The following is a 12,725-nucleotide window of genomic DNA, read 5'->3' as shown; positions in this document are numbered from 1 at the left end:
ATGAAAGAAATTAAAATAGCTGGTTAGGACACGCTTCGCCATCGAGCAGCTGACGCACATTGGTCAGGCTGGTGTGAGCTATGGCGCCCAACGCCTCTTCGGTGAGGAAGGCCTGGTGACCGGTAAAGATCACGTTGTGGCAGGCCGACAGGCGTCTGAACACATCGTCCTGGATGATCTGGTTCGACTTATCCTCGAAGAAGAGCTCTTTCTCATTCTCGTACACGTCCAGCCCGAGGGAGCCTATCTGCCCCGTCTTGAGGGCCTCCATGGCATCGAAGGCATTAAGCAGACCACCACGGCTGGTATTGATCACCATAACACCAGGCTTCATCTTATCGAAGCTTGCCTTGTTGAGCAGATGGTGGTTTTCTTTGGTCAGCGGACAATGCAGGCTGATGATGTCGCTCACCGCGTAGAGTTCGTCCAGCGACAGATATTCGATGCCCATATCCAACACTGCCTGGTTAGGGTAAGGATCGTAAACTACCACCTTACAGCCGAAGCCCAGCAGGATCTTGATGGTCGCCACCCCTATCTTACCCGTGCCAATCACGCCGACTGTGCGGCCATGCATGTTGAAGCCCACCAGCCCCTCGAGGGAGAAGTTGGCATCGCGGGTACGTTGGTAGGCCTTGTGCACCTTACGGTTGAGGGTCAGCATCAGGGCCACAGTATGCTCGGCCACCGACTCGGGCGAATAGGCGGGAACGTTCACCACCCTGATCCCCAGGCGTTTGGCCGCCTCGAGATCGACGTTGTTAAATCCGGCGCAGCGCATCGCAATGATCTTAGTGCCATTTTTAGCTAGCTCTACCAATACCTCTTCACATAGCGAATCGTTGACGAAGGCGCAGATCACCTCGAAACCATAGGCCAGCTTGACCGACTGCATACAGAGGCGATAGTCGAAATACTCAATCTGAGCGCCAAAGGCCTGGTTGGTGCGGTTGAAATGTTCCATGTCATAGTGCTTAGCACTAAAAAAACCTATTCTCATCTTAGCTACCTAAAAGTGATTCAACATTAGACAGAGATTTGTCACCCTAGTATCACAAAGCCCCTGCCTGTCTTGGCTCCATTATAGCCAAGGAAATATGTGACTTAGCAAAGATAAATCGCGCTTAGATCACGAAATAGTTAACTTTGTGAGCCGTCAATGTGTTTTATGCCGATTTCCTGCTAAGCTGGCGCAAATTTTCAGTCTTCTTTCGCCCCATGAGTCAAAAGCACAAGCAGATTTCCGAGAAACAGTTTTGGCTGCAACGCCTGAGCAAGACCAGCCTGCGCGCCCTGCACATCTTAGGCATAACAGGTGCCGGCGGCGGCATCTTACTCGGAGTGGATAAAAGCCTGTGGTGCAATTACTGGATCTTGGCCATGAGCACAGGCAGCTTGCTGATGCTGTGGGAAGTGGTCAGAGACTGGCGCTGGCTGATCCAACTAAAGGGCGTGTTGACCCTGGTGAAACTCTGCCTGCTGGCGCTATTTATTCCCCTCGCTAACTACAAGCCCGAGCTGCTGATCGCCATCGTCTTGCTGTCAGTGATCGTCTCCCACGGCCCGGCCGGGCTCAGACATTTCTCAGTAATTCATGGACGACGCCTCGATGGACGAAAAGAGATTAAAGGCTGAAGCCGCTCCGCTGCTGACGCAAAGCAGCCAGCTTCTCGAACTTAATAGCCATCCCCAGGTACTCGACCTTGCCTGCGGCACAGGGCGTAACGGCATATGGTTAGCGGCCCATGGCGCCCAGGTCACCTTTATCGACAGAGACCTTGGCAGGCTAGCGGCCCTGCCTAAGCAGTGTCAGGCCTTAGCGCTCGACTTGGAAAACGGCGAACCACAACTCCCCGAGTCGCGATATGACCTAGTCCTGGTGTTCAACTACCTGCACCGCCCGCTGTTTGAGCTCATCAAAGCGAGCATCAAACCCGGCGGTCTCATCATCTACGAGACCTTCATAGAGAAGCAGGCCGAGGTGGGCAGACCCAAGAACCCCAACTTCCTGCTGGCCGAAGGCGAATTATCGCAGCGCTTTTATGGCTGGGAGACTTTGCACGCTTTCGAAGGTAATGTAGGCTGTGAAGAGATGCCCTGCTTCAAGGCGCAATATATTGGCCGTAAACCGGCTAACTAGGATCTCACAGCGTTAAGGACGATAGATGTTTCCCTATCCCGAACAGTACCGACTCGCCGCGCCGCCATTGGTCACCGCCCTCATGGTGTTATGGTCGATAGTCTCGCGCGCCCTGTTCGGTGACGACAGCGCCATCGCCTTCTACCCGCTGTTTATGCTGTTTCCCCTCAACATCTTACTGCATGGCAAGTTGATCTGGCAGGCCAAGGGGATCGAGCGGCTTGATCAGAGCATCTACGCCTTTATCCACCTCAGCCTGGCGTTCGTCGTCTGGACCTTTGCCATCATGCATGTCAATGGCCACAGCTTTTAGGCCCGCTAAACCACGTAAGATTCGAGGGTAAAACTTGCGCCGCCCGCGCCCTAAAGGTATCTTTGCAGCCCGATTTAACACCCAAGGTTTGCCATGTCTGATTTCGTGTATGCGCCGCCCACCGAGCCCTGGCTCGAGATCCTCCACGAGGATAAAGATATTCTGGTGGTCAACAAGCCCTCAGGCCTACTGTCCGTGCCTGGCCGCGACCCCGCCTATCATGACAGCGTCTACACCCGCGTCCTGCGCGATCACCCCAACGCCCAGATAGTTCACCGTCTGGATATGGCGACTTCAGGCGTTATCGTGGTGGCCCTCAGGCGCAGCGCCGAGCGGGAACTTAAGCGCCAGTTTCGCGATCGCGAGACCCATAAGATCTACTACGCCCGGGTTGCCGGCCATGTGAAGGCTGAGCAAGGTAGCGTCGACTATCCGCTGATCTGCGACTGGCCCAACCGCCCGAAACAGAAGGTAGATCATCAAATCGGTAAGGCATCTAAGACACTATTCGAAGTCGTCAGCCGTGCCAAGCGCTCGACCCTGGTTAAGCTCACGCCGATCACAGGTCGCTCTCACCAGCTGCGCGTACATATGATGGCCATAGGGCACCCCATCCTAGGCGATAACTTCTACGCCGACCCGCTGGCCAAACGCCTGGCACCGCGTCTGCTGCTGCATGCCCAGTCGCTGAGCCTGACCCATCCCTACAGCAAACAGCCTATGACCTTCAGCACGCCAATCCCCTTCACGGATGTCACCGAGGAGCAATAGAGCCCGGTGTTAACTTATCGGCATTCACTGGGCCTGCTTCGCGATAAAATCTACTTAATTCGTTAAAAGATTAGCAGTTAGCTAACCAATACCGTAAATTACCTCATAATGTTGACTTAAAACGGTATGTAGCAATGGATAGTTCATTTCAGCGAGATCAGCTCGACAACCAGATCCTCTCGGCGCTTATGGAAGAGGCGCGCACCCCCTTCGCCGAATTGGCCAAACGTTTCGGCGTCAGCGCCGGCACCATACATGTGCGGGTAGAGAAGATGAAACAGGCGGGCATCATCACGGGCGCCCAAATCACGGTAAACCCCAAGGCCCTCGGCTATGACGTCTGCTGTTTTATCGGCATCAACCTCAAGAGCGCCGGCGACTATCCCGCCGCCATCGCCAAACTCAACGCCTTAGAAGAGGTCACCGAGGCCTACTACACCACGGGCAACTACAGTATCTTCGTCAAGGTGATGTGCCAGTCGATCGATGGCCTGCAACATGTACTGATCAACCGCATCCAATCCATCGATGAGATCCAATCCACCGAGACACTCATCAGTTTACAAAATCCTATCAGCCGCGCCGTAAAGCCTTAATCCAGTACCACTGGGGCTTACAGCCTTAGTGGATACTACTATTTAAAAACCGCTTACAACTTTTTCTTCTACCAGCTTTAACTTTGGTAATCTTTTGTGTTAAAAAGAACAAGCCGTCAACATAGCGGCAACAAAATAAGAAAAGATTAGTAACCAAAGTTACAGCAATACCAATAGTGTTTTGTGTCTCAAAACACTTCTATTTGACAAGGAAGAAGTTGTGAAAACTAAATTATCTCTAGCCATTTCAGCGGCGCTGATCTCGAGTGCGGCTGTAGCCAGCAACCAGTACACCGCAAATCCCTATGCTCCGGAAATCACTTCTGCTGATAGCTACAAGAAGCCAGCAGCTTCTCAGCCTTCACAAGTGGCTCCGCAGCGCTTCATCATCGAACTGAACTCTCCTGCCGTTGCTAAATACCAAGGCGGCATCGAGTCAATGGCGGCCACAGCCCCTAAGAAAGGCCAAAAAGTTAACGTACAGTCTGCGCCAGCTCAAAGCTACGCCAGTTTCCTAGCCAAAGAGCAGTCACAATTTGTGAGTGAACTGGCGAAGAAAGTACCTAACGCCAAAGTTGAGCAAAGCTTCAAGACCCTATTCAATGGTGTGACTATTGTTGGTCAAGGTCTGAGCATCGAGCAGCTAGCGGCCATGCCAAACGTTAAGTCTGTCTACCCTGAGACTATGTACGAAGCTAACATGGACTCATCTCACGACGTCATTAACACTGAAGCGATGTGGGAAGCGGTTTCTGGCATGGAAAACGCCGGTAAAGACATTCGTGTAGCGGTAATTGATACAGGTATTCGCCCAGAAAACCCAATGTTTGCTGGCGAAGGTTTCACAAAACCAGCCGAAGGAATGCCAAGCGACGACTACTGTTCGACAGTAGATGCAAGCTTCTGTAACGACAAACTAATCGTTGCCCGTTGGTCACAACCTACTTTTGAAGTGTGTGCCGACGAGCATATGAGCCCACTGGGTTACGGTGGTCACGGCTCTCACGTTGCCGGTACCTCTGTAGGTAACAAAGTCACCACTACCTACGAAGGTGTTGAAGTTGAACTATCTGGTGTTGCACCTGCAGCCTACCTGATGGTTTATAAGGCACTATTTACTAAGACTGACTGTGCACGCGGCAGCGGCTCTAACATCATGCTGATGGAAGCAATGGAGCACGCCGTAAACGATGGTGCAGATGTTATCAACAACTCTTGGGGTGGCGGCGCTGGTGGCGACCCAGCCAACAGCCCATACAAGGCTATGTATGAAGCTGCTGAAGCGGCTGGCGTAGTCGTTGTTACCGCTGCAGGTAACGATGGTAACGGCCCACAAACTATCGGTTGTCCAGCCTGTATCGAATCAGGTATTACCGTTGCTAACACTACTACTGGTCGTTTCTTTGCTAACACCCTAACCGTTGATGGTGAAGAGATTCTTGCACTGCAGGGCAACAATGGCCTGCTAGAGGCAGATATCACTGCACCTATCATCGCTGCAGCTAACATTGACGCAGAGAACACCCTTGGCTGTACGCCATTTGCTGCCGACTCTTTCAAAGACGGTATCGCCCTGATCTCTCGCGGTTCATGTTCATTCGCAACCAAGGCTGAAAATGCCGAGGCTGCGGGCGCGAAAGCTATGGTCGTTTACAACAGCGTACCAGGCGCTCCAATCTCTATGTTCATGCCAGATTCAACACTGCCAGCAGTGATGGTTTCTGACGCCGACGGCGCAGCTATCCTTGAAGGTCTGGGTGATGACACCACAGGTACTATCGCGGCTGAAGTGACTCGTATCGTTAACAGCAAGTTTGCCGATATCCTGAACCAGTCTAGCTCTCGTGGTCCTAACGGTAACCAAAACATTCTGAAGCCAGATCTTGCTGCGCCAGGTACCTCTATCCTGTCGGCAACTTCTCCTGATGAAGATGGTACTGACTTTACCACTATGTCTGGTACCAGTATGGCGAGCCCACACGTTGCAGGTGCTGCTGCACTGATGAGCCAGCTACACCCTGATTGGTCAGCAAATGACATCAAGACAGCGCTAACTTCTACTGCTCACATGGCAGGCGTACTCGATGATGATGCGGCGACTCCTGCCGATCCATTTGCAATGGGCGCGGGTCGTATGGATCTAGATGCCGCGGCTAAAGCAGTACTGACCTTCGACAAGCCTTCAATTGCTTCTGACTCTTGTGTCGGTCCTTGTACTTTCACTCGTACCGTATACAACAAGAGTGACGAGAAGACCTCTTGGGAGCTTTCAGCTTCTTCTGACAGCGCAGGTATCAGCGTATCGCCTTCATCACTGGAACTGGAAGCTGGCGAATCAGCAACCTTCACTGTGACTGTTGATTCAACCTTCAGCGAATACGGTGCTTGGATCTTCGGTAACGTCATGATCAAGAGCGCATCTCACCAAGACGCTCACCTACCAGTTGCTATCCTGGCTAAAGAATCAAGTGATTCTTCACTGATCTCTACCATGGCAACCAAGGCTGATCTGACAGCTGCTGAAGATATGCCAATCAAAGCCGTTGTAAACAACACAGTATTTGAAAACACTGTAACTGTTACCGCTATGGCACCAGAAGGCACTAAACTTACTTCTGCCGATGACGTTGAAGTTACGCTAAACGGCGCAACGCAAAACGGTTTCGAAGTTGATGAAGCGCTTGGTCGCATCACCTGGGTAGGTCAACTGGATCTGCCACAGATTAAGTCTGCCAAAGGTACTGGCGCTAGCCCAAGTATCTTCGACCTAGACCTGGCCTATGTACCAGCTTGTGCTGATGGTTGTGATGAGAAATCATTCACCTTCAACCTACCTGAGTTCAAGTACAACGGTGCAACTTACACCCAGCTAACCATCTCTGATAACGGTATCGCAATCGTTGGTGGCGGTTCAGCATCTGGTACTTGGAACAACAAGGAACTGCCAGATAGCGCGAATCCAAACAACATCCTGGCACCGTTCTGGAGTGACTACGACCTGAGCGACGGCACTGTCGGCGACACGGGTGGCGGACAGCTAGGTATCCAGGTTGTTTCTGCTGGTGGTAACGAGTGGATTGTTGTCGAGTGGAAAGATGCCCAGCTATATGCTGACGCCTCTGGCAACAAGTACAGCTTCAGCCTTTGGATCCAAACTGGTGACGTAGAAGATATTTGGTTCAACTACCTAGATATCCCTAACATGCCAAGCAATGTCACTATCGGTGCAGAAAACATCAGCGGTAGCGTAGGTACAACCTTCCACTACAACGGACAAGGTGGCACTGTCACTACTGACGATTATGTTGCACTGCAAGCGACCTCTTCAGGCAGCGTAGAGATCGACTATCTGGCGACGCCAACTAGCTTCAACCCAGGTCAAACAGACAACTTCTCTGTTGACGAAGAAGCGACCTTGGAAGCAAACGTGTTAGAAAACGACACTGTTAGCCAGAAAGTAGCTCGCGTCTCTGTAACTGGTGACGGCATGACAGCTAACGCACAACGCATCATCGATGTTGCGCCAGCTGGTGCACTAGGTGAAGCAACACTGGTTGACGAGCCTGCACACGGTGAAGTGACTCTAGAGAAAGATGGTTCTATTACCTATACACCAGAAGATGATTTCTTCGGTAAAGACTCATTCACTTACACCTCTAAGGATGCCGAAGGCAACCTGAACGCAGCGACCACTGTTAATGTTATGGTTAACAACATCAACGATGCACCTACCGTGGCTCCTACAGGTATGACAAGTACCGAAGGCTTCGTGGTAACCGCTAAGGCCAATGGCAAAGACGTTGATGGTGACAGCCTGACCTACACTTGGACACAGACTGCAGGTACACCTGTTACCTTCAACAACGGTGGCGCAGAAATTAAGTTTACTGCTCCAGCAGGTAACAACACCCTGACCTTCTCTGTCGTTGCCAGCGATGGTGAGCTAGAGAGTGAAGCGGGTACGGCGACTATCACAGTTAACGCCAAGGAAGAGAAATCTTCAGGTGGTGGTTCACTGGGTTGGTTCGCTCTGCTGATGCTACCATTTGCCGCGCTACGTCGTCGCAAGTAAGCAGATAGCTTGAACAGAAAAAGGGAGCCACTTGGCTCCCTTTTTTATTGATAACGCGAAAGGCGACTAAACCAAGCACTGAACGATGAAGTACAAATCCACCAGGCTAAAAGCCAAACCTAAAGCGCAAATACCTTAGTCATCACCTTATAGAGCTCTGTACCTTGATATACTGACGCCGAGGCAAAATGTAGTACGGGCACGCAGTCCACCGGCAAACTCAGAGGCACTATCGCGTCCTCCTCACCATATCTGTCGACACGCAAGATGTTAGCGAGCGGTTCACCGGCCATGAGCGGCTGCCCCACCTTAGCCTTGTACTCCACCAAGCCGCCTTGCGGCGCATGATACTTCTTATAGTCTTTCAGGTAACAGGCGTAGCGTGGCATCTCTGCTGGCTCAACCCGTTCACTTATCACGCCGCGCTTGCTCAGATAGGCCATGATCCCTTCGACATCCACCAGGGCATCTGCCAGGTCGACATTCTCCTGACTACCAAGCTCCAGGGTAAAGGCCGATACGGGCACCTCAATCTCGCGCCCCTGAGTGGCCATGTATTCGCTCAGCTGCCACCAAGGGCAGAAGATAGACTCATCCATGGCCCCGCCAAACTCATTGGGGATCAGCAGGGTATAGGGAATAGAGAAATACTTGGCAGCATCTTGGTCATACTCGGGGCAATAAAGGTGCTTGCACGACTTAGGGCCGGTATGCAGATCCAGCACGATATCCGCCTCATGGCCCATCTGCTGCAGGCTCACCGCCAGACGATGGCCCGTAGTGATCCCCCATGGCTCATGCAGACGGCTATAGCAACGCTCGACCAGCAAGGCCCTGAAATGGGCGATCAGCTCGGCATCGTTCAGGTGTTTATGGCCCTGATACCAGCTAGCAATATCCAGCTTATGGTCGAGATATTCGCGGTTCCAGTTTACCCCTGTTATGGGGTCGAACCGGCCCAGGGTAAACTCGCCACTCTTCTGATTAATTCCCAGAGGATTGGCCAGGGGCACCAAGGTGATCTTGCCGCGCAGCTCACAGCCTTCTAGGGCCTGCATCAGCTGATAGATCACCGCATTGCCCTGCACCTCGGCGCCGTGGACGTTAGCCTGAATATAGACGCTAGGCCCGGTCAGCACCTCAGGGGCAAACTCAAACAGATTCAGCTCGAGATCTTGACCCGTGGCGAGCTCGCCAATCTTTAGCGTAGAACGACCCGGCTTCATAGTGACCCTTCAAACAAGTTTTGATGCAGGGCGCTGACGACCTGAGCCGCCTCAGACTCGGCCACCAGGACACATAAGTTATGTGGGCTGGCGCCCTGACAGATCATGCGCACATTGTGGGGCTCTAACACCTCGAACACGCGGCGACATACACCCGACGTGGTGGCAATCTTATTGCCCACTATCGCCACCAGCGCCAGGCCATCTTCGACCCGCACGCGGCAATGCTGCGACAGCTCCTGCAGTAAGGCCTCGCTCAGCAGGCTGTTTCCGGCAGAATCTGAACCCGTCTTATCTAACGTCAAAGAGACGTTTACCTCTGAGGTGGTGATTAAGTCCACACTGATCTTGTGGCGCGCCAAGGTGGCGAAGGTCTCGGCCAGGAAGCCTTGAGCGTGAAGCATCTGCAGGCTATGCAAATTGAGTAGCGTCTGGTCGCGTCGCACCGCCACGGCGCGATAGATAGGCTCGTCGTTCACCTGATGACGTATCCAAGTGCCGCCAAGTTCAGGAGCCTTGCTAGAGCCGACAAACACCTGAATCTTGTGTCTGACCGCAGGCAAAATGGTTGCCGGGTGCAGCACCTTGGCACCGAAGGTGGCCATCTCGGCCGCCTCGTTGAAACTTATCTCAGGGATAGGACGCGCATTCGGCGCGAGGCGTGGATCTGTGGTGAAGATCCCCGGCACATCCGTCCAGATCTCAACCGCAGACGCATCCAGCGCTTCGGCAAGTAGGGCCGCAGAGTAGTCGCTGCCCCCACGGCCTAACGTGGTGGTGGCTCCCTGTTCATCGGCGCCGATAAAACCTTGGGTCACGATGCGCTGCTCACTAAGCAGTGGTAGCAGATGCTCAGTGCAAAGCTGCTTCACCGCCTCGATCTGCGGCTCCGCGCGGCCAAAATGGCTGTCGGTGCGCATCACCTGACGCACATCGAAGGCACTCGCCCGCTCGCCCTTCTCTCTCAGCACGGCAGCAAACAAGACAGATGAACACTGCTCACCCTGGGCAAGCAGTTCGTCTGTGGTCGCCTTATTGCGGTTTTGGGAGAGCGACTCGCTCAGGCTGGCAATCTTACTTAAGATGGCATCGAGGCGGGCGGCCACATCATGGGGCTGACCCAACTCGTCGAGGATCTTATATTGAATCGAGGCGATCGCCTTGAGCAGCTGCTTACGACGCTCAAAGTCCACATGCTCCTGAGTTAGCTCCACCAGCAGATTGGTCACGCCGCTCGAGGCGCTGACGACCACCACGCGGGTTTCAGGATTGGCCAATACGATATCGGCGCAGCGGTTCATCGCCTCATAATCGGCAACCGAGGTACCACCAAACTTAGCAACAACAATAGACATTAGCGCACCTCAACCCAAGTAGCTGACGATGACACAAAAGAAATAGATAACATTGAATACGCTCCGAACTTACTTCGTTCGAAGAGCCTGGTGCAAAGATGACGCACCCCAAGACGGGAAACAGCGATTGCCACCAGAAGCTCTCCACCAAAAAACAGGTGACAATCGGTGGGATTCAGCCCAGTCGACCGATAAATAGATGAAACCAAACATCTCTTTACCTCGGCGTTAATCTCCCTCATAAACCGTCAACGGAGTTTGGACTCCTCGGGCTTACTACCTAGTTAACGCTCCTCTTCTGTATCACTAACCTTAAGGTCAGGATGCAAGAAAACTATCAAATAACCGAATAAAAAGTCAACGATATTTTAGCTTGTCTTGATGAAAGCCTCTCAAGTTCCCCCGCCTGCTATCGGCTGATGTCGGGCAGCTCGCTAACCAGACAGACCCGGGCGGAAAACTTGCCCAGGGTGAGCTCGTCATACTCCACCAGACAAGGCACCAGTTGCAGCTCGTCCTCATCGACAAAATAGATGGCGTTTTGATTAAACACCTTGCCAAGATCCACGGCTGCGGCCTTATCGATAGACACGGCCCAGCTCTTCTCCATATGGCCTCTGTCACTGGAGGCGCCGATCAGGGCACGATAAGGATATTGAAGACGTTGAATATGACGTTGAAGCTGTTTGTCGAGGAGACGGTTTTGCGAGGGAGAAAGGTGTTGGCCTTTAGGATTATGAGCGGTAATGATTGCAAATGATAACGAAGGGGAAAAAGGTTGCGTAAGTAAAAACTGCGTTTGCTGATAGCATTGCCAAAGATGTTCGCTTGCTGTGCTCATCACTAAAATATTCCTAAATTAGATTCCGTCGATTATAGCAAAATTCCTCCGCCTTCCTAGAGGTGTGAGACAGGTCACTTTATTAAATTTTATTAATACCATCAAAATCATACACTTACACACATAAATGTGATTTACATCAAATCTCAAAGGAATTTTGTTAACATTTCATTTGTTAACAAATGACTAAAACGAGTACAATAAGTTCGTTGATTCACTTCCACTCATCTCACGATGAAATACTTTTTGTTACATCTTGTCGACGACAAGGTCATCAAAAGTTAGTCAATTTCCTGTATAAAATGTGAGCTTAGGCTGATTTAGCATTTAAACTTGAAAATATTACATAGTTAACGGAACTATTCCCAACTATTGTTAATCGAAGTGAGTAACAGTTCGCGTGTCTTTTGAAAGAGATACGTATACTTTACTAATCATGAAGTGTGTTGCTGTACCAATTGGGTTTGATAAAAGCACTACGTGAGTTCGGTAATTGTCGCGAAGACAGATAGGGCGCAGCAGCACCAACTAGCGCTCATGGTTAGAACAGTTTTAAACAAATATTAGGTAAATAAATATGCAAAACCCGCACATTCTGATCGTTGAAGATGAAGCCGTTACCCGGAACACGCTAAGAAGTATTTTCGAGGCTGAAGGATATGTGGTAACTGAAGCCAATGACGGCGCAGAGATGCATAAAGCCATGCAGGAAAACAAGATCAATCTTGTGGTAATGGATATCAACCTACCAGGTAAGAATGGTCTGCTGCTTGCGCGTGAACTTCGTGAAATCAATAACATCGGCCTTATCTTCCTTACCGGCCGTGACAACGAAGTTGACAAGATCTTGGGTCTGGAAATTGGTGCCGATGACTATATCACCAAGCCATTTAACCCACGCGAACTGACTATCCGTGCACGTAACCTGCTGACTCGCGTCAACAGCACCGGCGGCGAAACCGAAGAAAAGAGTGCCGTAGAATTCTACCGCTTCAACGGTTGGAGCCTAGAGATCAACAGCCGTTCACTGGTGAGCCCACAAGGCGAGTCGTACAAGCTGCCGCGCAGTGAGTTCCGCGCCATGCTGCACTTCGTTGAGAACCCAGGCAAGATCCTGACCCGTGCCGACCTGCTGATGAAGATGACAGGCCGTGAGCTTAAGCCACACGACCGTACCGTGGACGTGACCATTCGTCGCATCCGTAAGCACTTCGAAAGCTTGCCAGATACGCCTGAGATCATCGCCACCATCCACGGCGAAGGCTATCGTTTCTGCGGTAACTTAGAAGAAGCATAAATCACATCCAGCTAGCGCAAATGTGATTCGATTAAAAAGCCAGTCTAACGACTGGCTTTTTTGTATATGGATTGTACTTATTCCCGGTGGCCAGGGCCTGAAATGTTCCAGACA

At 51.6% G+C, this 12,725-nt stretch carries 11 protein-coding genes and 1 riboswitch; of the genes, 7 read left to right on the top strand and 4 right to left on the bottom strand.

The window, feature by feature from the left end; translation table 11 throughout:
* Positions 1-10: 10 nt before the first annotated feature.
* Positions 11-1,000, bottom strand: a complete 990-nt coding sequence (locus tag K0H80_RS04000; protein ID WP_220073186.1) for a 2-hydroxyacid dehydrogenase — start codon at positions 998-1,000, stop codon at positions 11-13.
* Between the two features lie 218 nt (positions 1,001-1,218).
* Between K0H80_RS04000 and K0H80_RS03995 the strand changes: the two genes are divergently transcribed.
* From K0H80_RS03995 to K0H80_RS03970, 6 genes are all read left to right on the top strand, one after another.
* Entirely contained in the window at positions 1,219-1,635 is a 417-nt protein-coding gene (locus tag K0H80_RS03995) for a hypothetical protein (protein ID WP_220073185.1), read from the top strand.
* Complete coding sequence (locus K0H80_RS03990) at positions 1,610-2,140, top strand: class I SAM-dependent methyltransferase (protein ID WP_220073184.1); 531 nt, start codon at positions 1,610-1,612, stop codon at positions 2,138-2,140. The genes K0H80_RS03995 and K0H80_RS03990 overlap by 26 nt, the downstream gene beginning before the upstream one ends.
* A gap of 25 nt (positions 2,141-2,165) precedes the next feature.
* Positions 2,166-2,453, top strand: a complete 288-nt coding sequence (locus K0H80_RS03985) for a hypothetical protein (protein ID WP_011864590.1) — start codon at positions 2,166-2,168, stop codon at positions 2,451-2,453.
* Between the two features lie 93 nt (positions 2,454-2,546).
* A complete protein-coding gene (gene rluA / locus K0H80_RS03980; RefSeq protein WP_220073183.1) occupies positions 2,547-3,224 on the top strand; it encodes a bifunctional tRNA pseudouridine(32) synthase/23S rRNA pseudouridine(746) synthase RluA in 678 nt (225 codons plus the stop codon).
* Between the two features lie 134 nt (positions 3,225-3,358).
* A complete protein-coding gene (asnC, locus tag K0H80_RS03975; RefSeq protein WP_011864588.1) occupies positions 3,359-3,820 on the top strand; it encodes a transcriptional regulator AsnC in 462 nt (153 codons plus the stop codon).
* Positions 3,821-4,040: 220 nt separating this feature from the next.
* Positions 4,041-7,892 carry a S8 family serine peptidase gene (locus K0H80_RS03970; RefSeq protein ID WP_011864587.1) on the top strand — a complete coding sequence of 1,284 codons (3,852 nt, stop codon included), beginning with the start codon at positions 4,041-4,043 and terminating at the stop codon, positions 7,890-7,892.
* A gap of 119 nt (positions 7,893-8,011) precedes the next feature.
* On the opposite strand, the gene K0H80_RS03965 is transcribed toward K0H80_RS03970, so the two are convergent.
* The 3 genes from K0H80_RS03965 to K0H80_RS03955 form a co-directional block, all read right to left on the bottom strand.
* Entirely contained in the window at positions 8,012-9,118 is a 1,107-nt protein-coding gene (locus K0H80_RS03965; protein ID WP_220073182.1) for a succinylglutamate desuccinylase/aspartoacylase family protein, read from the bottom strand.
* Positions 9,115-10,473 (bottom strand): lysine-sensitive aspartokinase 3, encoded by a 1,359-nt coding sequence (lysC, locus tag K0H80_RS03960; RefSeq protein WP_220073181.1) that lies wholly within the window; start codon positions 10,471-10,473, stop codon positions 9,115-9,117. Before lysC ends, K0H80_RS03965 begins: the two co-directional genes overlap by 4 nt.
* A 129-nt stretch (positions 10,474-10,602) precedes the next feature.
* A riboswitch (Lysine riboswitch) is annotated at positions 10,603-10,779 on the bottom strand.
* A gap of 103 nt (positions 10,780-10,882) precedes the next feature.
* The gene (locus K0H80_RS03955) at positions 10,883-11,314 is read right to left on the bottom strand and encodes a DUF3293 domain-containing protein (RefSeq protein WP_011864584.1); all 432 of its coding nucleotides are present in this window, start codon (positions 11,312-11,314) and stop codon (positions 10,883-10,885) included.
* Positions 11,315-11,891: 577 nt separating this feature from the next.
* Between K0H80_RS03955 and arcA the strand changes: the two genes are divergently transcribed.
* Positions 11,892-12,611: a two-component system response regulator ArcA gene (arcA, locus tag K0H80_RS03950; protein WP_011864583.1), complete on the top strand. Its 720-nt coding sequence runs from the start codon at positions 11,892-11,894 to the stop codon at positions 12,609-12,611.
* The last annotated feature ends 114 nt before the right edge of the window (positions 12,612-12,725 follow it).

It is taken from the genome of Shewanella aegiceratis (assembly GCF_019457495.1).
In the GTDB taxonomy this organism is placed as follows: Bacteria; Pseudomonadota; Gammaproteobacteria; order Enterobacterales; family Shewanellaceae; genus Shewanella; species Shewanella loihica.
Note: the sequence above shows the minus strand (reverse complement) of the source record. Positions and strands in the feature narration are given on the sequence as shown.